The sequence below is a fragment of the Pseudomonas sp. Hz4 genome, from assembly GCF_054898165.1.
The window spans coordinates 3867322-3891270 of record NZ_CM142719.1 but is presented as its reverse complement, the minus strand read 5'-3'; the positions used below and the strand labels follow the sequence as shown (position 1 = coordinate 3891270).

The 23949-nt window shown below is 57.2% G+C and carries 18 protein-coding genes and 2 pseudogenes; 6 read left to right on the top strand and 14 right to left on the bottom strand.

All coding sequences use genetic code 11. The features are described from left to right. Nucleotides 1-7 precede the first annotated feature (7 nt). Both ACYZTR_RS17730 and ACYZTR_RS17725 read left to right on the top strand, forming a co-directional pair. Nucleotides 8-175, top strand: coding sequence for a hypothetical protein (locus tag ACYZTR_RS17730; RefSeq protein WP_461972920.1), 168 nt, complete (start codon nucleotides 8-10; stop codon nucleotides 173-175). Between the two features lie 596 nt (nucleotides 176-771). Then, nucleotides 772-1122, top strand: a pseudogene (locus ACYZTR_RS17725) (VanW family protein); the annotation flags it as partial. A gap of 106 nt (nucleotides 1123-1228) precedes the next feature. On the opposite strand, the gene ACYZTR_RS17720 reads toward ACYZTR_RS17725, so the two are convergent. Beyond that, nucleotides 1229-1486, bottom strand: coding sequence for a hypothetical protein (locus ACYZTR_RS17720; protein ID WP_449645910.1), 258 nt, complete (start codon nucleotides 1484-1486; stop codon nucleotides 1229-1231). Nucleotides 1487-1573: 87 nt separating this feature from the next. Beyond that, complete coding sequence (locus ACYZTR_RS17715; RefSeq protein WP_461972918.1) at nucleotides 1574-2023, bottom strand: hypothetical protein; 450 nt, start codon at nucleotides 2021-2023, stop codon at nucleotides 1574-1576. On the opposite strand from ACYZTR_RS17715, the gene ACYZTR_RS17710 reads away from it, so the two are divergent. Then, a protein-coding gene (locus ACYZTR_RS17710) for an IS3 family transposase (protein ID WP_461972916.1) occupies nucleotides 2012-3174 on the top strand; the annotation gives its coding sequence in 2 pieces (ribosomal slippage) (nucleotides 2012-2267 and nucleotides 2267-3174; 1164 coding nt in all). The two genes, ACYZTR_RS17715 and ACYZTR_RS17710, sit on opposite strands and share 12 nt — an antisense overlap. Before the next feature lie 414 nt (nucleotides 3175-3588). On the opposite strand, the gene ACYZTR_RS17705 is transcribed toward ACYZTR_RS17710, so the two are convergent. The 5 genes from ACYZTR_RS17705 to ACYZTR_RS17685 form a co-directional block, all read right to left on the bottom strand. Next, nucleotides 3589-4023, bottom strand: coding sequence for an SMI1/KNR4 family protein (locus ACYZTR_RS17705; RefSeq protein WP_461972914.1), 435 nt, complete (start codon nucleotides 4021-4023; stop codon nucleotides 3589-3591). After that, nucleotides 4020-8903, bottom strand: a complete 4884-nt coding sequence (locus ACYZTR_RS17700) for an RHS repeat-associated core domain-containing protein (RefSeq protein ID WP_461972912.1) — start codon at nucleotides 8901-8903, stop codon at nucleotides 4020-4022. Before ACYZTR_RS17700 ends, ACYZTR_RS17705 begins: the two co-directional genes overlap by 4 nt. Further along, entirely contained in the window at nucleotides 8900-9640 is a 741-nt protein-coding gene (locus ACYZTR_RS17695) for a DUF4123 domain-containing protein (RefSeq protein ID WP_461972910.1), read from the bottom strand. The genes ACYZTR_RS17700 and ACYZTR_RS17695 overlap by 4 nt, the downstream gene beginning before the upstream one ends. After that, complete coding sequence (locus ACYZTR_RS17690; RefSeq protein WP_461972908.1) at nucleotides 9630-11672, bottom strand: type VI secretion system Vgr family protein; 2043 nt, start codon at nucleotides 11670-11672, stop codon at nucleotides 9630-9632. The genes ACYZTR_RS17695 and ACYZTR_RS17690 overlap by 11 nt, the downstream gene beginning before the upstream one ends. A 131-nt stretch (nucleotides 11673-11803) precedes the next feature. Next, nucleotides 11804-12319 (bottom strand): Hcp family type VI secretion system effector, encoded by a 516-nt coding sequence (locus ACYZTR_RS17685; protein ID WP_054051032.1) that lies wholly within the window; start codon nucleotides 12317-12319, stop codon nucleotides 11804-11806. Nucleotides 12320-12765: 446 nt separating this feature from the next. On the opposite strand from ACYZTR_RS17685, the gene ACYZTR_RS17680 reads away from it, so the two are divergent. After that, nucleotides 12766-13443, top strand: coding sequence for a type 1 glutamine amidotransferase domain-containing protein (locus ACYZTR_RS17680; RefSeq protein ID WP_461972906.1), 678 nt, complete (start codon nucleotides 12766-12768; stop codon nucleotides 13441-13443). 61 nt (nucleotides 13444-13504) lie between these two features. Here ACYZTR_RS17680 and hglS read toward each other — a convergent pair whose 3' ends face one another. The 3 genes from hglS to ACYZTR_RS17665 all read right to left on the bottom strand — a co-directional run bounded on the left by hglS (nucleotide 13505) and on the right by ACYZTR_RS17665 (nucleotide 17427). After that, entirely contained in the window at nucleotides 13505-14884 is a 1380-nt protein-coding gene (gene hglS / locus ACYZTR_RS17675) for a 2-oxoadipate dioxygenase/decarboxylase HglS (protein WP_461972905.1), read from the bottom strand. A gap of 109 nt (nucleotides 14885-14993) precedes the next feature. Continuing rightward, a complete protein-coding gene (locus tag ACYZTR_RS17670) occupies nucleotides 14994-15950 on the bottom strand; it encodes an alpha/beta fold hydrolase (RefSeq protein ID WP_461972903.1) in 957 nt (318 codons plus the stop codon). 22 nt (nucleotides 15951-15972) lie between these two features. Continuing rightward, entirely contained in the window at nucleotides 15973-17427 is a 1455-nt protein-coding gene (locus ACYZTR_RS17665; RefSeq protein ID WP_461972901.1) for a flavin-containing monooxygenase, read from the bottom strand. Nucleotides 17428-17619: 192 nt separating this feature from the next. Here ACYZTR_RS17665 and ACYZTR_RS17660 point away from each other — a divergent pair, with 192 nt between their 5' ends. Continuing rightward, nucleotides 17620-18693 carry a diguanylate cyclase gene (locus ACYZTR_RS17660; RefSeq protein ID WP_461972899.1) on the top strand — a complete coding sequence of 358 codons (1074 nt, stop codon included), beginning with the start codon at nucleotides 17620-17622 and terminating at the stop codon, nucleotides 18691-18693. Between the two features lie 28 nt (nucleotides 18694-18721). Beyond that, nucleotides 18722-18997, top strand: a pseudogene (locus ACYZTR_RS17655) (hypothetical protein); the annotation flags it as partial. A 319-nt stretch (nucleotides 18998-19316) separates the two neighbouring features. On the opposite strand, the gene ACYZTR_RS17650 reads toward ACYZTR_RS17655, so the two are convergent. From ACYZTR_RS17650 to ACYZTR_RS17635, 4 genes are all read right to left on the bottom strand, one after another. Beyond that, entirely contained in the window at nucleotides 19317-20186 is an 870-nt protein-coding gene (locus ACYZTR_RS17650) for an isocitrate lyase/PEP mutase family protein (protein ID WP_461972897.1), read from the bottom strand. 154 nt (nucleotides 20187-20340) lie between these two features. Then, nucleotides 20341-21375 (bottom strand): arginine N-succinyltransferase, encoded by a 1035-nt coding sequence (gene astA / locus ACYZTR_RS17645; protein ID WP_461972895.1) that lies wholly within the window; start codon nucleotides 21373-21375, stop codon nucleotides 20341-20343. Nucleotides 21376-21436: 61 nt separating this feature from the next. Continuing rightward, nucleotides 21437-22453: an arginine N-succinyltransferase gene (locus ACYZTR_RS17640; RefSeq protein ID WP_461972893.1), complete on the bottom strand. Its 1017-nt coding sequence runs from the start codon at nucleotides 22451-22453 to the stop codon at nucleotides 21437-21439. 119 nt (nucleotides 22454-22572) lie between these two features. Next, nucleotides 22573-23922, bottom strand: a complete 1350-nt coding sequence (locus ACYZTR_RS17635; RefSeq protein WP_461972891.1) for an APC family permease — start codon at nucleotides 23920-23922, stop codon at nucleotides 22573-22575. Nucleotides 23923-23949 lie beyond the last annotated feature (27 nt).

Here is a 23949-nt window from a genome sequence, read left to right as displayed (position 1 = left end):
AACCCACATGAAACCGAAAATCCCCACTGAACACCCTGACGAACCTCGGCCACCGGGTGAAGTCGAGCGTGACAACGACGCCCTGCGTCCGACCGATCCGACCCGCCGCAAGGAAAGTGGCAAGGGGACCGACAGCGGCGAATCCACCGCACAGGAAACCGCAAAAACCCCCTGATCAGCGCCTTTGCTTATCTGCACAGAGGGCGCTGGACTGGGGTTCAGCGCTCTTCCCGGCGGTTCAGTTCAAAAACCGTCAACGTTGAAAAACCTGAAGTTCAGAATAATTCGAACGATCTGAAAGTAGGGCAGAGCGTTGTGGTGATCTACACCGATATATTAAAAGTGACCCGTCAGCACGAAAGTTGAGTATTGGCTCTATATAAATTGATTGTTCTTGTACAAGTTTTTGTACAAGAATAATCAATTTTAACGGTGGGTCGGTTAGTTTAAGTCGTTTATTAAAATAGTATTTGGGCCGACATTTAATCAATGTTGTTTCGATAAATTTCATGTTCATATACGCGGACATATTCGAAAACTTCAATTAATATACTTCCCGTTCGCCCAGTGTCAGGGCTCTTTACCAGTGCATGGATTGCCAGGCCATTACACTGGGCGAACACCTTCTCGACGTGCGATACGCACTTGCAGCAATACGCTAAGATGCGCGGCATTTTGCAGATCAAGGAAGAAAACGGCTGCCGCCGTTCTGACACGGATGAAACTCTCCCTCTACCACCCGGTGCTCTCTGTTTCGCTGAACACCGTCTCCGCTTGCCATTTCGTTACCTCAAGCACACCTCCAAACTGATCCGCAAACTCGGCAACTCCGATCTTGCCCTGCACCACAACAAAATCGTCAACCTGAAACTGGCCGTTGCTTCGATCGACGTCGTCGTCATCGGCCCTGGCGAGTATTTTTCATTTTGCCGCCTCGTGGGTCGACCCACCCGCAAACGCGGCTATGTCGAAGGCATGGAGGTGTCATTTGGTGAAGCCCGCAGCGGCATCGGTGGCGGGATCTGCCAACTGAGCAACCTGATTCACTGGATGGCGATTCACTCACCGTTGGTCGTGGTTGAGCGGTCGAACCACAGCTTCGATCCCTTTCCTGACGAAGGGTGGGTAGCAATGCCTGATACCGACGCAATTATGAACGTAGCGCCGGCAAAAACTGCTGAGCCTTCAATGTTTGCTTGATTGTCAGCCGTTGAGGCAACTTCAATAATTATTTTTCGTCCCTCACCACGTAACGGCCGGGATCGGTCCAGATGATCACTCTGAATCCACCGCTCAGCAGCCCGATATCTCTGAGGTGTTTAAAAACTTCAGCAGGGCACCACTCACGTCCATGAGCAAAGCAAATATCCAAGGTTCGCAGTTTGGCAAAAATATCGGCCTTGATGTCATCATCCGAACTTGAAATTTTGTACTCGTCAACGTTAGTTTCTTGGGAAAAACCGAGGTCGAGCAACGTACTTTTCAACTCCGTATCAAGTAGCTTTAATCGGACGTAACCGCCATCAGCCTGGGTGACATAGGCTTTGACTGGATGATTATTTACGTACAGTCCTCATTTAATATCGACGACGCTGAGCGAGCCAATTTTCGCGCTTAACGTCAGGACAAATACCTCTTCGGAAGTGAATCCCGCCGTTTCTATAAAGCCCAGAAACCACTCCACGTCTAATGCCGCGAATATCGCCAACCACTCAGGTCTTTTCGCTTCGCAAGCCGGCACTGCTGTCCCACCCAGTCCATGTCCCTTGCCTTCAAAAAACAAGAAGTACGCATCGTCGTAGCAGTAGCCGATCAACTTGGGCCAATCAGGGCTATGGGGCTGCTGCGGTACACGATCCTTTTCCTCGATCACGTAGTAACTGCGGACTTTGCGGGGCTGTGGAGCTGGGTGGGTATCAGAAAGCCAGATCAGGCATTGGGTTGCTTTGTAGTGGTCTAATGAAACCGGACACCCATTTAGGCGAGAATGCTCGCCAGATCGAGGTGTCAGATGACCAAACAACGCCGTTCCTTTTCTGCTGAATTCAAACGCGAGGCTGCCGAACTCGTGCTCAAGCAAAACTACAGCTACATCGAAGCCAGCCGTTCACTCGGCGTCGGCGAGTCGGCACTACGCCGTTGGGTCGACCAGGTTCAGCAGGAGCGCAAAGGCGTTACCCCGCAGAGCAAAGCGCTGACACCGGAGCAGCAGAAAATCCAGGAGCTGGAAGCCCGGATCGCCCGTCTTGAACGGGAAAAATCGATATTAAAAAAGGCTACCGCGCTCTTGATGTCGGAAGATCACGAGCGTACGCGCTGATCAATCAGCTGAGTGTCCACGAGCCGGTTGATTGGCTGTGCCAAGTGTTTGAAATCAACCGCTCAAGTTACTACGCCCACCGCCTAAAGCGCCGAACGCCGGATGTCGAACGACTTCGGTTGCGCAGCCGGGTGAGCGAGTTGTTTTCACAAAGTCGCAGTGCTGCCGGCAGCCGTAGCATCCTCTCGTTGATGCGTGACGATGGTGAGCAACTCGGTCGGTTCAAAGTGCGCAGCTTGATGCGTGAGCTTGACCTCGTCAGCAAACGGCCAGGTTCTCATGCCTATAAACGAGCGACGGTTGAACGGTTGGATATCCCGAACATCTTGAATCGGGAGTTCGATGTCTCGGCACCCAACCAGGTGTGGTGCGGCGACATCACCTACATTTGGGCTCAGGGGAAATGGCACTATCTGGCTGTCGTGATGGATCTTTGCGCGCGCCGGGTGGTGGGCTGGGCGCTATCGGAAAAGCCGGATGCCGAGCTGGTTATCAAGGCGCTGGATATGGCTTACGAACAACGGGGAAGGCCTCAGGGCCTGCTGTTTCACTCGGATCAAGGGTCGCAGTATGCGAGTCGTTTATTTCGCCAGCGACTGTGGCGTTATCGCATGCGTCAGAGCATGAGTCGTCGGGGGAATTGCTGGGACAACGCGCCGATGGAACGCGTGTTCCGCAGCTTGAAAACTGAATGGATACCGACCACGGGTTACAGAGCTGCTCAAGAAGCCCAACGCGATATCAGCCATTTCTTGATGCATCGGTACAACTGGATTCGGCCCCATCAATTCAACGGTGGGCTGGCGCCAGCTCGGGCCGAAGAAAAACTTAACGTCGTGTCCGGGATTAGTTGACCACTACATTCAGCTCAAGTGGTTAGCAGCTAAGTAAGTGCCATTCAAATCTGTCCCCTTTGTTTCTAAGATATTTCCGGCATGGCTTCATCAGAGTATTTGACTAGATCCAAAAATGAATTTTGGAAAGCTACTCCAAGTAGTTTTTGTACTTGGGAAATCGTATGGCAATCAACTGAGGATGCTGGATCAATCCCGAAAGAATTTCAGTCGAATTTCATATACGGCTCCCGCACAGTTAATAAATCTGCTCCCCCTTTTCTTGGAGACGGTGGGAGCGTGCAAGTTTATGGGAGCCTATCGTTTCGACGGGGCAATTTCCGAACCTTGTCTAGATGCATTCCCATTCAGCAAGCAAAAAGGGAACGGGGTTATTTTCGTGAGTGTATATAAAATACACCTGTCCTATTTTCTTTATTCTGCTGGCGAAAGGTACCACCTGATAAACTCAAAAAATCCACTCCATTTTGGAGGAATCAGGCCAGATACGAAGTCTTCTTGCTGAGCTAAGTCGAAGTCCCAAACGCCACCACTATTTTTGTCCAGCAAGTAACCTCCCTCACCTTGCAAGGAGGTGAAGCCTATGTAATTTTCTGGTAGCTCCCACATGTCGTGAATGAACTCGGTACCCATCAAGATCTGCTCTGTAGGCTCGGATACGTCACAAATGTACTCATCAGATACAGAGCTCTTAAAATTAGCAGGTAGGTAATTTATATAAATACTACCGAACTCGCTGTCTGGAGAGACTCCTAGTTTTTCAAGGGCGCTTATAGCCAAGTCCTTGTCGGTTCTATGTATGCTGTCTGGCTGCTTTTCTATCAGGCTAACTAAGTCTTTGGGTATCATTTTTTTACCTCGGCTGCACGATCCCTCCAATATTGAGGAACCTCTTTGTCAAATAGCTCTCTGTCTACAGGTGCGTCAGGGTTTTTATTTCTTCCATAAGGGTGAATTGCTTTGCCTCCCTTGTCTTTCTTCGTCTGAAGGTGAGTCTTTCGGCTCAGTTCGAAGAGGGGGCCTTTACCATTTTGTCTAGAGTGGTGAAGTTGCAATTGCTCCGGCACACCGTCTTTCATCACAAACGGAGACCCACCTTCCTTAGCTCGTTGATAATTTGACTTTCCTCCTACTTCCATGTCCCAGTCAATGTCTTGCTGGAAGACCTTATATTCATTACCAGTTCCTTTGCCTCGGGCTTTCCATGTTGTCTCTTTTTTAAAGAACTTTGGATTCTTACCGCTTTCAGGCCCCGGGGCATCCGGTGCACCTTCATTTACCTTAGCGCCAGTTTCAGGAGACTCAAGTCTTGATGGAGGCTTACACCCATCCGCTCCCGGACAGTTATCCAACCCCAATGGATCCACCCACCCCGTAGGGTTAGGCACGTACTGGTAGTTGTTCAACCCGCCTGCAAGCTTGATCGGATCTGGCGTCAGATACCGCCCAGTGCCAGGATTGTAGTAGCGATTCCGATTGTAATGTAAGCCCGTCTCAGCATCGAAGTACTGGCCCTGGAAGCGCAGCGGGTTATCAATTTCCGTCACATCAAGGCTGGCTAGGTTGCCGTAGGCACGGTATTTCGCCGACCACATGATCTCGCCGCTGTAGTCGGTGAGTTCCTGCGGAGTGCCAAGGTGGTCGAGTTGGTAGTAGAACGGCTCGGCTTTGAGTGGGCCTTCGCCGTCGAGCATCGCCAAGGGGCGGAAGGAGCCCGGTTCGTAGATGTAGCTGCGATAACGGTTGTGGGCGCTTTCGGCGATGAGGCGTTCGCCTTGCCACAGGAATTCCGTGGTGTGGCAATCGACGGTTTTGGCGATACGGCGGCCGAAGGCGTCATATTTGTAGCTTGCGATGTTGCCACCGGGGAGGCTGACACCGATGAGGCGATGTTGGCAGTCGTAACGGTATTCGGTGACAAGCTTTTGCCCGGTGCCTCGGCGTTCGCGAATCTGATTGCCGTAGGCGTCGTAGTCGTAGTGTCGGTCGCCCTGCATCAACAGACGGTTGTCTTTGACATTGGCCAGGTTCGCGGTTAGTTGGTCGCCTTGGCCGAGAAGGTTGCCCGCTGGGTCGTGGGCAAAGCTTTCCGGGGTGATGCCGCGAACGTTGATCAAGCGGTCGAGCGGGTCGTAAAGGTAGCTGCGATTGCCTTTTTGGCTGTCATTGATGCCAGCGAGGTTACCGTTGGCATCGTAAGCGTAGCGACGCTGGAACAGGTTTCGATCTTGCTGGCTAACGCTGTGAGCTTGCAGGCGGCCTTGTTCGTCGTACTGATATTGACTAAGCAACAGACCTTGTTGGCGCTGCTGTTCACGACCGGCGCTGAACTGGTGGGTGGTCAGGCGTGAACCGTTGAGGTCGATGCTGCTCAGTTGTCCGCCTCGTTGGTGGCGATAGTCGAGTTTGCTACCGTCGGGTAAGCGACAGTGGCTCACTTGGCCGAGCTGGTCGTACTCGTAACGCAGGGTTCCCCAACCTTGGTGCTCGGTGATCAGGCGGTCTTGCAGATCGTATTCGTAGGCTAGCGGCCAGTGGCCGTCATCAACGTTCACCAGGCGCCCGAGGGCGTCGTAGCTGTAGTGAATTTCCTCGCCATCGGCCAGGGTTTTCACCAGCAAGCGGCCAGCGGCGTCGCGCTGGTATTCGGTAATCAGCTCACTGCCGTCATCACCGAACTCGGTTTTCTTTAGTAACTGACCGTTAAGGTCGTACTCGTAGGCGGTCCGTCGACCGTCGAAGCCGGTTTCCTGCTGGATGAGGCCGTTAGGGTAGTAATCGAGGTGGTAGTGCTCGCCACGTTCATTTTCGATCTCGCTGAGCAACAGGCGAGAATTGTCGTAGCGATAGCGCAGCTGGCTGCCATCCGGGTTGATGCGACGGCTGACAAGATGCAGGTTATCGGCATATTCGTAGCGGGTGACGCGACCCAGTTCATCGCGTTCGGCAGTGACTCGGCCGTATGGGTTGTAAGTGAACGCGCGCGTAGCGCCACCGGGCAGGGTGATTTGCGCGAGCCGGTTGGCAGCATCCCATTGGTATTGGGTGATTGCGCCGCTTTCGTCCTGACGGGTGATCTGCCGGCCCAACGCGTCGTAGCGGTACTTGCGCCGGCCACCATCGGGCGACTGTTCTTCGAGCAGTTGACCGAGATTGTTCCAGCCCAGTTGATGACGACTGCCATCCGGATGACGGATTTCTAGAAGACGGCCCTGGCGGTCATAGTTGTAGAGGGTTGAATTGCCCTCCGGGTCGATTTGTTCAGTGATATCGCCTTGGTCGTTCCGCCAATATATCCATTTCGCCGGGCCACGATTCACCACACGGACGTAGCCGTGGTAATACTCGTAGGAGATCGGGGTGTCTTCCGGTGGAATGACAGCAACCAGTCGGCCTGCTTCGTTGTATTGGTATTCGGTGATAGCGCCTAGTGGATCTTTCTCAGCGATCAGGCGGCCCTTGTCGTCGTAGGCCTTGAGATGTTCCGCACCGTCCGGATCAACTTTGGCGACTAGTCGCGCCTTATCGTCGTGGGTGTAGACCTCTTCGCTGCCGTCAGCATTGGTAACCGTGACGCTGCCTTTGTCATCCCAGGCGTAATGCGCGTCCATCTGCGAGAAGCTAGCCCAGTGATGGATGCATCGCGCCGATTTACCTTCTTTTTCCCATTCCCAGTAGAAACTGGCGCCGCCGGCGAGTTGCCGCTCAAGAATGACGTTCTGGTCGTTGTAGGCATAACGCTCGGCTTCGCCGGCGGCGTTTTTGGCTTCGATCAGGCGGTGTTGGGCGTCGTAACTGTAGGTGACCAGGGTCTGGATGGTGCTCCAGGCGTCTTCCAGATTGTCAGCCGGGATGAACTGCTGGTAGTCGATGGCGACGATGTGCATGCGGTCGTATCGCACGAGAAGGGCACGACCGGCACCGTTATCGACGCGTTTGATTCGCCCGTGAATGTCACGGGTGATGTGGAGGCGATTGCCGTAGTTGTCGCTGATGGCGATCAGCGTTGCGCTTTTGCTGTTGTAGCGGAAGTGGTAGAACTGGGTGCGTTCGCCGGCTTGGGTGAGGATCAGTTCGGACGGATCGTCACCAAGAAAAATCGCTGCTTCCGACAGGCTGTTGGTGATCGCCGGACGCTGCACACTCGGTAATGGGAACGTGGTGATACGGTTTTCGTGGTCGGTCCAGACCACCTCGTCGTCCTTGATGTCTACCCGCTGGGCAAGTGCATGGCTCCAGCCGTAACCGAGGCCGCAATCAATTTCCGCAGCGCTGGTGCGGTAAAGGCGAGTCCACTCGAAAGGTAGTAGCCCTTCGAGCTGACCATCGGTCAACGTCAGTAGCTCTTCACCGGTAACCATGGAAACCGGGCAATGGTTGGTGCAGGTTTTCTTGGCGCAGGTGGCGCTTTTATCGTCAGGTGTTTTGGACTGAGCCGGAGCATCGCTGACCTTCTCCTTTGGCTCGAGAACGTAGTGTTTTTCGGATTTTTTACGGGCAAATACGGAGGCGTTTTTTTCCAGCAGAATGGGCGTGTCACTGGTGATCGGTACCGGACCTTTGGCGGTTGCCGCAGTCGCTTGTTCGATTTTCAACGCGGCCTTTTTGGCGGTATTCATCGGTACGCCTTGCGCACTGGCGACAAGAGGTTTCACGGTTTCACCGTGAGCCTTCAAAGCATGTCCCTTACTCACCGCCAAGAGTTTTTCGGCGAGCTCTTCCAGCATTTTGACCGCTGTGCCGGATTTGACTTTGGCCAGGGTTTGAGTGCCGACACGAACCGCTAGCCCGACGCCGCCAGTAAGACAGATCCCCAGCACAACGTTGATCAGGAAGGCACTGCTGATGGCGGTAATCACTTCCACACAGACTTGCGGCGGCAACATGCCGACCCACGCGACAATCGCCGAGAGATAGATGAACATCAACGGCTCATCGCTGAGAATCAGCAGCCCGGTAGCGATGGCCTCTTTCGACGCTGAATAGAGTTTCTTTACCTCGTCTTCATTCAGGTACTGGGCAAGTTTTTTAGCATATTTGAGGGGATCGGCTAATAGCTCGAACAGGCTTTTGATGTCATCCCATAGACCTAAAAGCGCTTTCTTGAGGCTATCAAGCGCTGACTTCACCAAAATAACCGAGCGCCCCGCCCGTTCAGCTGTCGTGTAGCTCGCCCATTGCGGCTGGAACTTGCCCGTCCACTCGCTTTTCAACCAGCCGTCAAGATTGCCGATAACACCCTGGTACGAGGCATACAGCGACTTGACGTTGCTTTTAGAAATGTTCGGGAAAAAAGTAATGCGGTACATCTGACCCGGCTTGCAGCCTTTGATGACTTCAATACCGCTCGGACCGATGGTCGCAGGAATCACAGGACCGACGACGTCGTATCCGAACCTCGTTTTTTTGACAGGTTCGAGCTTGACCGGCGTATTGCCAATGGGCACATACCGCGCGCTTTCAAACATATGGATCAGCGTGAAATCTCCCAGCAACGGGCAAGTGGCGTAGGTTTCAACCGGTCCCGTCTTGGTCTTGCGTTCAGTGACGCTGACTTCGTTGCCCACCTTGAACTTCTGGTCGACATCCATTGCCCAGCCAGTCCAGAAGCTGTCGGCCCAGGTCTTGTAGTCGCTCAGGCAATTATTGAAATCCTTGAGAATGACACTCACGTCAGGCGTCTTGGCGTCCAGGACTTGAAGGACCAATTTACCGATGGGATCAATCATGACGTGACTTCCTTTGTCAGCTCAGCAGCGAGACGCTCTGCCATATCTTCTGTATTGGATTGTTGACGCACGAAGCGCTCGACCTTGTGGCGCAGATTACTTTCGGGGAAAGCGAAGAACAGTTCCGGGCAATCCTCTCCCAGCCACTGCATCAGGTTGTCGACGACGGTGGTGTGGTCTTTTTCCGCCAGCGTGTCGACTAACTTCAGCGGCACCTCCCACCACGGCCAGGCCTTGGCCGGTGGCACTCCCCTGGGTCCCACTTCCAGTTTCTGGCCATTGATCAGGTAGCGGTCAAACACCGGCAACACTTCTCCCGCGCCAGCACCCAATCCTTCAAGAATCGGGAAGATGTGTCGCCCATCCCAGAACCGAAAAAACACCTCGGTTCCGTCAGGCATGAACACCTGAGTCAAACTGCGAAGGTGCTTGAACACCACGTCCGGGGTGCTGGTGGACACCGCCAGCCAGCCCCAATCCTGAGCGTCGGTTTCAGCAATCCACTGAAGGAAACCGGAGCTGGGTTTCAGCTCGGCGAGGTAGGGCATCACTGGTTGCCAATCGGCGTACGGCGTGCCGCTCCAGATCGGGATCAGTTCAGGCGCCATCTCCTGCTGGTAGAAGGCCTTCAGTGGCGCGGCATCGCTGGCCGCACTGACAATCAAATAGAGACGTTCATCAGCCTGCAACGGCCGTTCCGCCAGCCAATCCTGCGGGGTCAAAAGATCAGATCGCACAAGCACCTGCCTTGCATTTCTCGCACTCTTCACAGAATGGCGCGTTGCGTTTCAGTGTATTGATCTGCGCCGGGGTCAGGACCGCGCCGGCCTTGTCGGCGTCGGCCTGTTTCAGTGCGCCGGGCATCAGTGGTGCTGCGCCAGTGCCGTTGCCGGGGCTGCCGCCGGAGTTCATGTTGATCACCGGGCCGCTCAGGGTGACGCCGCTGCCGTCGATTTTGATGAAGCTGCCGCCGCCCTTGAGGGTGAGTTCGCTGCCGGCTTCGATCACGACTTTCATGCCGCTGCTCAGGTGGATTTCCTGGCCGGCTTCGATGAACTGGCCGGTGCCGACCTTGATGTGCTGGTTGACGCCCACGGTCAGGTGGTCGTTGGCGCGGGTTTCGACTCTGCGGTCGGCGTAGACGGTGTGGTGTTCTTCGGCCTTGAATTCGCTATAACTGTTTTGCTCGACGGTGTCGTGGCGTTCGTTGCCGACGCGGATTTTTTGGTCGTGTTCGACGTTTTCGTCCCAGTCGCGCTGGGCGTGGAGGAAGATCTGTTCCTGGCCTTTCTTGTCTTCGATGCGCAGTTCGTTGAAACCGCCGCCGCCCGGAGAACTCAGGGTTTTGAAGGTGCTGCGGGTCTTGTTCGCCGGCAGGGCGTACGGGACGACGTTTTCCTTGTGATAAAGGCATCCGCTGATCAGCGGCTGGTCGGGGTCGCCTTCGAGGAAAGTGACGAGCACTTCCATGCCGATTCGCGGGATGGCGATGCCACCGTAGTGGGCGCCGGCCCAGGCGGAGGAGACGCGCAGCCAGCAGCTGGTCTTGTCGTCGGCCTGGCCTTCGCGGTCCCAGTGGAATTGCACTTTGACGCGGCCGTACTGGTCGCAGTGGATCTCTTCACCCTTGGGCCCGGTGACGACGGCGCTCTGGCTGCCGAGGATCCGTGGTTTGGGGTGGTTCAGCGGCGGGCGGTTCGGCACGTCCCACGGGGTGGCCTGGAAGCGGTTGCGGTAGCCCTGGTGGAAATCGTCTTTCTGGTTCGTTGTGCTGCTAGTGACCGACTCTTCCAGCACTTGCGGCTGTTTGCCTTCGTGGAGGATTTCGGTCAGCAGCCACAGGTCGTTCCATTTAGGCTTAGGGTGTTGGGTCAGGGCCAGGAAATGGCCGCTGACCAGCAACGGCTGATCGCTTTTGCCTTCGACCAGCTGGAAGTCGCTGCGATGACGCTCGAGAGCGCGTTTGGCCAGGTGCTTGCCGCGTTCGCGGTCAATGAAACGGCCGGGGTAGTCGTAGTCTTCGAGGTCGGGCAGGGCGTCGCCGCGGTTTTCGCTTTCCAGCGTCAGGTGTGGTTTTTCGAAGTCGTAGTCGCGGCGGGTGGTGCGGCTGGTGCGGGTTTCCAGGCGCAGGTCGAAGCGCTTGATCACTGGGTCGTTGGCGACCATGCCGGAGTCTTGCTGGTAGGCCACGGGCGCGAGTTTCGGGAACACCGTCTGGTCATCGCCGAACACCAGTTTGTGGGCGGTGGCGCTGTGCTGGAAGTGGTAGTGGATACCTTCTTCCTCGCACAGGCGCTGGATGAACTGCAGGTCCGATTCATCGTACTGAACGCAGTAAATGCGCTCCGGATAAATCGCCCCGATTTTGAATTCGTAGGCGTTGCTTTGGATGCCGTGCTCTTCGAGGACCATGCCGACGATTTTCGGCACGCTGAGGTTCTGGAAGATGCGTTGGTTGATGCGGTGCGCCAGGTAGGACAGCTGCGGGCGCAGGGTCACCGCGTAGCGGGTCAGGCGTTTGCCGGAATCACCCTGGGCGGCGCGATAGATCTGGCCGTGGATGCCGCTGCCATCAGGCGAGAGCTGCAAAAAGGCCGGTTTGTGCAGCAGGGTCTCGAGGTCCAGGGACGGCTGTTCACTGACCAGCTCCACCTCAAACACAAAAGGCTGGCTGATGGCTTCCCGACCTTGCAGGGCAAGCACCTGGAGATCGTTATCCAGACCTTCGATAGTCAGGGCAAAGTGAGTCTGATTGGCCGGCGCGAACATCCCTTGTTCCTCGTGCTGTGCTGCGGCGTAAACCAATACCCGATCAAAGGATCAGCAGACGCAAAATTCTGGAAAGGCGTAAACAACATCGACCAGCAGAGCTGGCCGATGCGTGAAGCGGTCAGCCGCGATTATGCGACTGGCTGACGCCAGTCATCGGAACCCGAAGTACCGGATACTTCGTGGGTCCAGGTGATTTTGCGGTAGGTGAATTGCACTTCTTCCAGGTGAGTGAAGTGCGAGTTCGACGGATCCTGGCAGTTGTGCATTTTGTTGTTGATGGCGACGATGATCGCGTCTTCCAGTTTGGTGGTGTAGTAGTGCTCTTGGGTACCTTGCGCCGAGGTGCGGTACCACTGGATAACGATTTCGCTCATGCGCTCGCCGGAGGTCAGAGCCGCCTGCAGCAGTGGCGAAGCCTTGTCGTATACCTTGGTGATCACGACTGGCTTGTGTACGCGCTGACCGGTCGGTTGGCCGGACTGCGGGTCACGCGGGATGATCACGTCGTGGCTGAACGCCTGAACCATGACCTGGTCTTCGTGACCTTCCTGGTAGGTGTTGCCAACCGAGTCGGCAGTGAACGCGCCGGCAGTGATCAGACCTTGTTTCTCGCCAGTGACGGACATATACGCTGGTGTAGCCATGGATGCTCTCCTTGCTAGATAGTGAGGGTGCCCGGGAGGCGGTATCGCCCGGTGGGTGCCTGACTGTTATCAAGGTCCGTGCCAGAAACGGTGAACGCTATATAAATCAAGTGGTTGAAATGTTTTTCAGCGTTCGCTGAGAATGTTTGGCAGAGATCGCCCGTGAATGTGCGCAAGAAGTTGCGCAGTACTGCGCAACTTCTTGCGCACTTGGCTGGAACGCCTGACTGGTCGGGCGATCAGCGACCTGGGAAGGGCTTTCGCAGCGTTGAGTGCGCAACTTCTTGCGCATCAAGGCGGTTAGCCATCATCCGGGCGACCCATCGTCTTATTGGCCGAAAACCTTTAGCAGACCCGCTAGGGTGACAGGTGCAACGAACAGTGCCGCCTGGAGGTCAAACTCAGCGTCGAGATGAATGAACATCTGCGAACTCAAGGAGAACGAGATGAAAATCCTGATGGTTTTAACGTCCCACGATCAATTAGGTAATACGGGTAAGAAAACCGGCTTCTGGCTGGAAGAATTCGCCGCGCCGTATTTCGCCTTCAAAGATGCCGGTGCTCAGCTGACCCTGGCCTCGCCCATGGGCGGCCAACCGCCGCTGGACCCAAAAAGCGACGAGCCGGACGCGCAAACCGCGGCCACCGAGCGCTTTCGGAAAGACTCCGCCGCCAAGTCCGCATTGGCGTCTACCGCTTTGCTGAGCAGCGCGAGAGCTGAAGATTACGATGCGATTTTCTACCCGGGCGGCCATGGCCCACTGTGGGATTTGACCGAAGACAAAATTTCGATCGCGCTGATCGAGGCGTTTTACAAGTCGGGCAAGCCGGTCGCGGCCGTCTGCCACGCACCGGGTGTGTTGCGTGACGTCAAGGGCGCGGACGGCCAGCCGCTGGTCAAAGGCAAGCGCGTGACGGGCTTCACCAACTCTGAGGAAGAGGCTGTGCAACTGACGGACGTCGTGCCGTTTTTGGTGGAGGACATGCTTAAGGAGAAGGGGGGTGTCTATTCCAAAGGTGCTGACTGGGCGAGCTATGTGCTCACAGATGGTTTGCTGATCACCGGTCAGAATCCGGCGTCATCTGAGGCCGCCGCCGAGGCGTTGTTGGCGAAGCTGAAATAAGATCAAAAGATCGTCCGTACGCTGTCCGAGGCTTCGGGCGATCTTTTTGAGGCGCTAACGTTTAATCGTCCAACGCGGCAAAACATTCCTCGATCGAGCGCCGCTGGGTCTCGGCATACAACGCCAGCTCATCAATCGTCGATCGCCCCAGCGCCTTCTCGAACACCTGCCGGTTCGAATGCACGCCATAGTGGGTTTGCGCCGCATCCCCCAGGTTCGACTGAAAAATTCCCGCTGCGCTAACCGGCAGGAAATCTTCGTACACCAACGGTTCAACCTGCAAGTACCCACCGCTGAGCAGATCTTCCAGCGACAACGATTTCAGCTCTTCGGCCCCCAAACCTTTTTCCGTGACGAAGTAGCGAAAGTACGCCAGTTTCTGTTGGCGCATGCCTTCGTAGGTGTCAGGAAATTCGCTGAAGTGCTGTGCCATCAGCGCGTTGTAACGTGCGGCATTGCCCTCATTGGGGAAGTCCTTGAGTTCGTCCCGGGCCGCATTGAGCAAGCGGTCGTAAAGCGTCCGGCCCTTGGGGGTGAGTGCGGCGCCGCGTTGCTCGATTTCGCCGAAACGGGCGCTGTGGCTGCCGCGAGTCTCGGTTTGATCGGTGAAGGAAACAGGTTCGTCCAGGGCTTTGAAACTGGTCTGGCGCAGCAGAATCGGGCACTGACGGCGGGGCGGGCCTTCGATCACTGCTTTGGGGGTGATGCCGCGGACGGGCATTTGCGCCTGGACGATGTCGATGTCCAGGGTGCGTGGCGTCAGGTGGTTGATATGCGGGCCTGTGAACGCCACCACGTCGGCGATCAGGCGATGCTGGGCGATAAGTTTGCGGTACTGCTCGGCGGTGACGGTGGCGCTGTGGTGCCAGCGAAACGTTTCCAGCGCCTGCTCGACGAAGTTCCGGGCCTCTTGTTCGGTGAGGCCGCCCTGGGTTTCGGCGCGATCGATGAGGGTCAGCGCGGTGGGCGTGAAGATCGAACGCTTATCCAGCACCGATTGGGAGAACGCTCGCAGTTCCAGGTCGTCGATCAGTTCCAGGCGCAGCAGGGAGGTGAAGACCCGGAACGGGCTGACCTGCAACGCCGCCTCGTGCACCGCGCGAAAAGCCGTGGAATGCACCGGCACGCCGGCCGGGGTCAAGTCGTAATAACCCACTGGCTGCATGCCCATCACCGCAAACAAACGGGCGAGGGTCGCCAGCTCATGGGCGGTGCCGACACGAATCGCGCCATGCCGCTCCAGGTCCAGGCGCTGGATTTCGCCGGTGCTGTCCAACTGTCGGGCGATCTGCGGATTGCTGTCCAGCACATGGCGGTTGGTCTGTTCCACCAATTCCATCAGCGTGCCGTACAGCGGCACTTCTTCGCGGTACATGTCGGACATCGCTTTGGAGAAGCGTTGGCGGATAAGGTCAGGGCTGATGAAGTTCGGATGGCTCATGAAAAATTCCTGGTGCGGTGACGTAAAGGATGCGAGAAAAGATCGCAGCCTTGCGCGGCGCCGACAAACGAAGAATCTTACGAACTTCATTCTGCAAAGGACTGCTGGTTCAGTGCAGCCGCTGATCCTGGGGGCTTTCCGAGCGCAGCGATGCCAAAAACTCCCGGTACAACCGCGCCGTGTTCGTGGGTTGTTCCACCATCGGCATATGGCCGGTGTGGTCCCAGACTTCCACTCGCAGATCGGCGATGCCTTTGCTCCAGATCGCCACGCTGCTGACATCGATCAAGCGGTCCTTGTGCCCCCACAACAACAGCGCCTGGCACTTGATGTCGGGCAGTTTCGGCTCCATCGGCGGGCTGGCGCGCAATTCCCTGAAGATTTCTTCCAGCTCCTCACATTGCTGTTCATAGCGCTGAGCGATGGCGTCCAGCACCACCTTGGGTACCCACGGAGGTTCGGCCATGGTCATGGCATAGAAGCGCTGGAATTCTTCCCGTGAATGAATAAGGAACGGGTTGTGGCCCTTGGCCAAATGCCGCTCCAGGTCGCTGACTTCCGGGGCGGTGACACCCGCCGGGTCAATCAAGGCCACCGAAACAATGCGGTCGGGATACGTGGCCGCGAGCCACGCCGCCATGTAACCGCCCATCGAGTTGCCGATCACATGGACTTTCTCGACGCCGCAGACATCAAGCAACTGGATCATCCGCTTGGCCTGCAATGGAATGTCGTAGCCGCCGCCCGCCTTGAAGCCGGTTTCGCCATGGCCGGCGATGTCGGGGATGATCACCCGATAGCTGCCGACAAAGTGCCGGGCAAAACGCAGCCAGATGTTCTTGTCGGCGCTGAAACCGTGGAGCATCAGCACACTGCTGGACGCTTCGTACGGCCCGCCTTGCCAGGTCGAAACGGTCATTTCGGCGATCGGCACATCAATTTTGTGCAGTCGATACAGCTTCGCCTCTACTGACATGCTCAAGTCATAGAGCCAATGACCGATGGCCGGGTAACTCAACCAGCTCCAGGCCACGAAAACTGCGATTGCGACAACCAACACGAGCATCAGGCATCTTCCTTTTACGTGATCAGGACAGAATGTGATCGGCGGGTTTCAGCGCCCGGGTCAACCGGTGATAGCTGAAACTGAACCCCGGAAACATCGCAATCACATGGCCGCTCTTGCTTTGATACCAACTGTGGCAGCCCCCGGACTTCCATACGGTGCGTTCCATCTCCCGGTGGATCATTTCAGTGTAGGTACGTTCTGCTTCGGGGCGTACTTCGATGCTGCGCAAACCGTGTTCTTTTAACGTGCGGATGCAATCAAGAATGTAATTCATCTGTGATTCGATGATGAACAGCGCCGAGGTGTGGCCGATGCCCGTGTTGGGGCCGGTGACGATAAACAGATTGGGGAAGTCCGGCAGGCTGGTGCCGAGATAGGCCCGCGGGTACTGCGCCCAGAAATCGCTGAGTTGTTTGCCGTTTTTTCCGGTGACCGGGTAGGAAATCACCCCATCGGTGGCGTCGTAACCGGTGGACCAGACGATCAGGTCCAGGTCGATGTGTTGGCCGTCCTGGGTGACGATGCCGGTTTCGTCAATGGAAACGATGCCTTGCTCGCGGCTGTGTAGCGTCACATTACTGCGACCGAGTGCCGGGTACAGGGTGCTCGAGACGATTATCCGTTTGCAGCCGATTGCGTAATCCGGCGTCAGTTTTCGCCTCAGTTCCGGATCGGGCACTTGCCGTTTGAGAACGCGCAGTGCGTGTTGCTGGACCAATCGGATGGCCGGCCGTGAGTATTTGAAGGCAATCACCCGGGTTTCGAACTGCCAGTAGATCATCCAGCGCAACAGCTTGTAGGCGGGTTTGAGCCCCAGCAACCAACGCTGGAAAGGCCCGAAGGCGCGGTCGGCCCGAGGCAATACCCAGTGGGGCGTGCGCTGGAACACATGCAGATGCTCGACGTCCGGGGCAATCGTCGGAATCACCTGGGCCGCGCTGGCGCCGCTGCCAACGATGGCCACGCGTTTTTGCCGGTAATCGTAGGCGTGATCCCAGTCATTGGTATGAAAAGTCTTGCCCTGAAACCGCTCCTGACCCTCGAAGTATGGGACTACCGGTTGGCTCAGCGGCCCAGTGGCGTTGATCAGGAACTGCGCAAGGAACGTGCCTTTGCTGGCGGTGTGCACCGCCCAGCGTTTGCCGTCGTCGTCCCATTCGATGCGCTCGACATTGGCCTGCAGTTCCACCTTGTCTCGCAGGCCGAAGTGCTCCACCACGTACTGGGTGTAGTGGTGCAGTTCGGCCTGTTCGGCGAACATTTGCGTCCAGCGGTAGGGCGCGAAGGACAGGGAATAGAGTGGCGAGGGCACGTCGACCGCCGCACCGGGGTAGGTGTTTTGGCACCAGGTGCCGCCGAAAAAGTCCCGCCGTTCCAGCAGGCGGAAATCGCTGATGCCGGCCTTGAGCAAATTGATCGCCGCGCACTGGCCGCCAAAACCGCTGCCGATGATCAACACTTGAAAGGTCTGCATGGGCCTCCTTTTTATCGTTATTGATTGAACCCTCCTTTCATGTATAGCCAAACATTGGGCGCTCGCCTCATAGCTATGCCTGGGTATTCAGACCGCCAGCCGGTGATGGCTATTTGACGTTACCCTGATAGACTCTCACCACACTTGAAACCCTTGTGTTTTCAGGTTCCGTTCTGTGGCGCAGAGGCTCCTATGGGAAAAACGGGAGGAAAAGGACTTTCACTGGCCAGGAGGCTTTATACATCGCGAATCTTGGGATTAGCTTTGGGGCTGTTGCTCGTGAGCGCGGCGATGTATCCACTCAACCCGGCACCGTGGGTCTGGGTGGCGATGCTGCTCAACGCCGTACTCTGGCCGCACCTGGCTTATCAATGGGCGCGCCGCGCGCAAGTGCCTTATCACGCCGAACACCGCAACCTGCTGGTGGACGCCTTTCTCGGCGGCTTTTGGGTCGCAGCCATGCAGTTCAATCCGTTGCCCAGCGCGACGACCCTGGCCATGATGGCGATGAACAATGTGGCCATTGGCGGTTTGCGTTTTCTGTTGGCGGGAACCGTGGCGCAGATTCTCGGGATAGGTGTCGGACTGCTGATTTTCATCCCCGCATTCATCCCGCAAACCAGCCAAATGCAGCTGTATGCCTGTCTACCCTTGATGTGTTTGTATCCGCTGGCATTGGGCTGGCTCTGCTTCCGCCAGGCCCACACCCTCGGCCGCCAAAAGCGTGAGTTGCTGGCCCTGAGCCGCACCGACAGCCTCACCGGCCTGCTGAACCACGGCGCCTGGAAGGATCAATTGGAAGTCGAATTCCAGCGTTGCAAACGTCAACAGCAGGGCGGGGCGATTGCGCTGATCGACATCGACCATTTCAAAACCATCAACGACACGTACGGCCACGTTGCCGGGGACATCGTCCTGCGTCAGTTGAGCAAAATGCTCAAGCAGAACCTGCGCACGGCTGATGTTGCCGGGCGCTACGGTGGCGACGAGTTCTGCGTGATCCTCCCGGACCTTCCGCTCACGAGCGCTGCGGCCGTCATGGATGCGCTGCGTGATCGCTTCGCCACCTTAGGCTACGAGCAGAGCCCGACGCTGACAGTCAGCCTGAGCATTGGCCTGGCCGCCTTCAACCCGGCCCACACCGACGCGACCCTGTGGCTCAACGACGCCGACCAGGCGCTCTACGAAGCCAAAGCCACCGGTCGTAACCGCGTCATCTGCTGCGGCGATGGCAGTCTTCATCACGAATTACTCGATTCGGTGTGAAATGTGATCGTTCCCACGCTCCCGCGTGGAATTTGACCGGATCGAGGAGGACCTGGCGCGGGTTTCGAAAGACAAGCTGATTCCCGCGACGGAAGTCACCACCACACTTCAACGCGGATTGCCGCCGATGCCGCAAACGCCGGAATCGGATCGGTTGATGGCCATGGCTCAGGGGATTTACGGGGAGATTGGCCGAAGTTGGCCAAGCACTAATCTCACCGCTGATCGTTCCCACGCTCCCGCGTGGGAATGCCTCCCCGGACGCTCCGCGTCCGCTTCGGCAGGGACGCAGAGCGTCCCGGGCTGCATTCCCACGCAGAGCGTGGGAACGATCAACTTGTGGCGCACAACTTTCCAAGACGTTTCCCACAGAACTGCTCGTTGCGGTGCTGCAAGTTGGCCCTTTATGATCCCGGCTCGCGGTCAATCCCGCGACGATTTTGGCCGGTCGAATCCCAGGAATCCTTATTTATCAGGAGATATTTCCATGTTCGACCAAGTTATACCTCGTTACCTCCCCATCGACACCTACGACGCCGAAACCCCGGTGCTCTTCACAGGCGAGTGAGTTCTGTGTCGAGGGTGCAAGCTCCCTCGGCACAGGCAAAACACTTTCGCCATCATTACTCCTTAACACTCATAAACTCTTCAGCCCAACGGATGTATTCCTCAGGCTGCGTATAGGTGTGGGTCAACTCGGTAGCGCTCAGGTCCGACGTCTGAGTAAAAATCTGCCGTTGTTCCCGCAGGCTGTCGTAAGTGGCCTTGATCGCGGCGAAGTAGGCGCCGTGACCATCGATAGTGACCCGCACACCCAGTTCAGCCAGACGTTTATCGTCGCGCAGCAACGGGTTGCCGTAGGTGACCAGCATCAGCGGCACGCTCAGGTGCTCGGCGATCTGTTCCAGTTGGTCAAAGTCCTGCACACCCACCATGCAAATCCCGTCCGCACCAGCCTGTTGGTAGTGCTTTGTGCGGCTGATGATTTCCTGGATCGGCAAAATCCCCGCGTTGGTGCGGGCAATGATCGCCATCTCCGAGTCGACCCGGGCTTCCAGCGCCGCACGAATCTTGCCGACGCCTTCCGCCACCCCGATCAGGTCAGTGGACTTGCGGCCGAACTGGGCCGGCAGCAGCGTGTCTTCGATGGTCAGGGCCGCCACGCCGGCGCGTTCGAGTTCGACGATGGTGCGCATGACGTTGAGTGCGTTGCCGTAACCGTGGTCGGCGTCGGCGATGACCGGCAATTGGGCAACGCGGCCGATGCGGGTGGCCTGCTCAGCGAACTCGCTGAGGGTGATCAAGGCAAAGTCGGGTGCGCCCAGTACCTGCAACGACGCGACCGAACCGCCCAGGATTCCCACTTCAAAACCCAGGTCAGCGGCAATACGGGCCGACATCGGATCGAAGACCGACGCCGTGTGATAGCAGGCGTGGGAAGCGAACAACTCGCGAAAGTTACGGCGTAAATCTTGATGAGAAAGCCTGGACATATGAGTTCCACCACTGCAATGGGAATGGAAGGGCTTGAGCAAAAGTGTCAACGCCGAAGGAGTAAAAGGCTATCACGCGGGCGAGGGAAGGATGATGACGAATTTGCAGGACGTGTGATCAACAGACAAGTGTGCGGGAGGGTTTAAACACCGATCACGCCGCCACCGCTTGCTGCTGTTGATTGAGCAACGGCACGGCGCGTACCGAGTTGCCGGGTTGCAGTTGCAGGCGTTTGGCGGTGAGGCGGTCGACGATCAGGCTGTTGCCCACCTGTCTGGCCTGGGCGGCGGTGATGCGGCAGTTTTCCAGGCGACGGTTGTGGATCAGCCACACCGGGGCTTGCTCGTCGGGCGTGCCGATGGCCAGCACCAGCGGTAGGCTGTCGCGCACGGTACGGATAGTCGAGACCGGCGCTTCGATCACCGGGCCGGCGTCAAAGATGTCGATGTAACCTTTATGGGTAAAACCTTCGGCGGTGAGGATTCTCAGGGCCGGTTCGGTGTTCGGGTGCGCCTTGCCGATCACGGCCTGAGCTTGTTCGGTGAGCAGGCAGGTGTAGAGCGGTTGGCGTGGCATCAGTTCAGCAATGAACGACTTGCTGCCCAGCCCCGACAAGTGATCGGCGTGGCTGAAATCCATCTTGAAGAAGTGCCGGCCCACGCTGTCCCAGAACGGTGAGCAGCCATGTTCGTCGGCGCTGCCACGCAGTTCGGCGATGAGTTTGTCGCCGAACAGGTGCTGAAACTCGGCAACAAACAACAAACGCCCCAACGACAGCAATCGACCGTTACTGCCCTGGCGTTGATCGGGTCGCAGAAACAGCGAGCAAATCTCCGATTGGCCGGTCATTTCATTGTTCAGGAACAGCGTCGGAATCTGCCGTTGAATACCCAGGTCCGGTGACGAACTGACCGTGAGCCCGACCCGGTAGTTGTACCAGGGCTCGCGCAGGCCCACGGCGCCCGCCAGGGCACTGACGCCCACCAGTTGCTGATCGTCGTCTTCGAGCACGAAGAGGTAATCGGCATCGGCGCGTTCGACCTGTTCGGCGAAGGTTCGTTGCGCCCAGCGTATCCGGTGGGACAGGCGTTCTTCGTTGGCCGGAAGCGTCGTGAAGCCGGGGCCTGCCTGATGCACCAGATTCAGCAAGGCGGGCAGGTCGGTGACGTGAACCGGGCGGACAATCATGATGCAACTCCTTCTGCACGCCTGCTCGGGCGCTGTCGTTGGGCACGGGGCCGGGTGATGCTCACAGGGCGATCACCCGGATCGGGCTGCCTTCGGTCACGTTCAGGGCGGCGCACATCTCGGCGCTCAACCCCACAGGTTGCCCAGTTGGGTAATCCAGTTCGGCGACGATGGCTCGATAGTCCTTCAGCGAATCGTTGCTGACCAGAAAGCTGCCGCGTGCGTCGATGGACGAATTCAACCGAGCCGTGCCGGTCTGGCTCTGGGCAATAGAGCGGATACCGGGGGTGCGCGCATACAGCGTCGGACCACCGTCGAACAGGTCAATGTAGCTGTTGGTCTCGAACCCTTCGCGCTCGAGGATATCGAAGGCTTCCTGGCCATCGGGGTGGATACGGCCGATGCAGTCCTGCGCAGCCTGCGACAGCATTGGCACGTAGATCGGGTATTGCGGCATCAGTTCGGCGAGAAAGGTTCGGCTCTCCAGACCGCAAAGCCGCTCGGCCTCGGCGTAGGGCAGGTCGAAAAAATGCTTGCCCACTGCATCCCAGAACGGCGATTGCCCTTCATCGCTGCTGAAGCCGACGATCTCGGTGATGACGGCTTCGGCAAAGCGCCGCGAGTGCGCGGCGATGAACAATAGCCGCGCCCGGGACAGCAGTTCAGAGAACCGCGTTCGCACCAACGCTGCGTCAATATGAAAACCTCGCAGCAAGGTATGGCCACTGAGGTCGTGACACAACGACAGCGCCGGCACTCCATGCTCAATGTTCAGCTCCCGCGAGGCGCTGGTGAAATGCCGGTTGCGCAGGCTGTAGAACGGCTCGCTGAAACCGGCGGTGGCGAGGATCTCCGAGCAGCCCACCAAACGCTCTCGGGTGAGATCTTCCAGCACGAAGAAATAATTCTCCGGACCCTGACCCTCGACGTCTTTTTCGAATGAGGCGCAGGAGTCGAGAATCTTCTCGCGCAGGCATTGGGTGTCGTCCGGCAAGGACGTGACGCCTACCAGACTGTCGCGCGCCAGTTGCTGCAACTGGGGCAGGTCGGTTAACTCCACTGGGCGTAAGACCAGCATGGATGCACTCCTGTATCAATGGGCTCGGCGGTGAGCACCGAACCTGACTATCACTGTCGGTTTCCACGCGATATATCGGCGGTCGCCTGAATTTTTGTCAGACGCCGCTCTTTTTCTTGTCAGCCGTTGCTTGGGTCGGGCAGTACCGTACCGGTGCCCAATTTGTTGAGTACAAACAGGTAGACCAGGCCCAGGGCAATCCAGATCAGGCCGAGCTTTTGTGCATCGACGCCCATGTTGTACAGGATGGCCGCGACGATAATGAAGCCGATTACCGGGCAGATCAGGTGACGGATCACCTGGCCGGATTTCTGTCGACGCCAGTGATAGTTGATGACCGTCAGGTGCAGCAACATGAAACCGCTCAGCGCGCCAAAGTTCACCAGCGAGGTGAGGATGTCCACCGAGTTGATGAACAGGTAGCAGATCACCAGCGACAGCACGGCCACCAGATAGATGCTCACGTACGGCGTGTTGTGTTTGGGGTGAACGTTGGCCAGTACTTTCGGCAGCTTGCCGTCCCGGGCCATGCCGAACAGCAGACGAGACACCGCCGCTTGAGAGGTGATTGCCACTGCAACGCCCCAGGCCAGGGCCGTCGCCACGGCGGTCAAGGTTGCGAGCCAGCTGCCGGACGCGATTTCAGCGATTTCATAAAACGCCGTGTCAGCCGATTTGAAACCCATGCCGGCCGCCAGATCAGTCGCAATCCAGGTCTGCACGACGAAGATCACGCCCATGACCACCAGCGTAATCAGTGCTGCCTTGCCGACGCTGCGGCCCGGGTCACCCTTGACCTCTTCGGCGAGGGTGGAAATCGCATCGAAACCGAGGAACGACAGCACCGCAATCGACACCGCTTGCATCAGCAGGGCGAAGTTGAACGTCTCGGGGTTGTACAACGGCGCCAGTGTCAGCTGACCGTTACCGCCGCCGCTGTGCAACGCGTTCCAGGCGTAGAACAGGAAGATGCCCAGCACCACCAGCTGCGCCAGCAGAAAGACGATGTTCATTCGCGCAGTGAAGGTGATGCCCCGCAGATTGACGAAGGTCGCGCTGACCAGGAAGGCCAGGATGAAACCGACTTTCGGAATGTCCGGGTACAAATGATTCAGCGCCATGGCCGCGTATACATACAGCAGCGGCGGAATCAGCAGGTAATCAAGGAGCATCAGCCAACCGGCGATAAACCCTACGTGCTGGTTCAGGCCCCGCTGGGCGTAGGAGTAAACCGAGCCAGCAATCGGAAAAGCTTGAGCCATGCTGCCGTAACTCAGGGCAGTGAAGAGCATCGCCACCATGCCGATGATGTAAGCCAGCGGTACCAGCCCAGGCGCCTCGGCGTTGACGTAGCCATAAACACCAAACGGTGCGATGGGGATCATGAAGATCATCCCGTACACCACGAGGTCGGTCAGCGACAGGCTGCGTTTCAACTCTTGCTTGTAGCCAAATTCTTCTAATTCCATGAAGCCATTCTCCTTGCGATGAAAGCA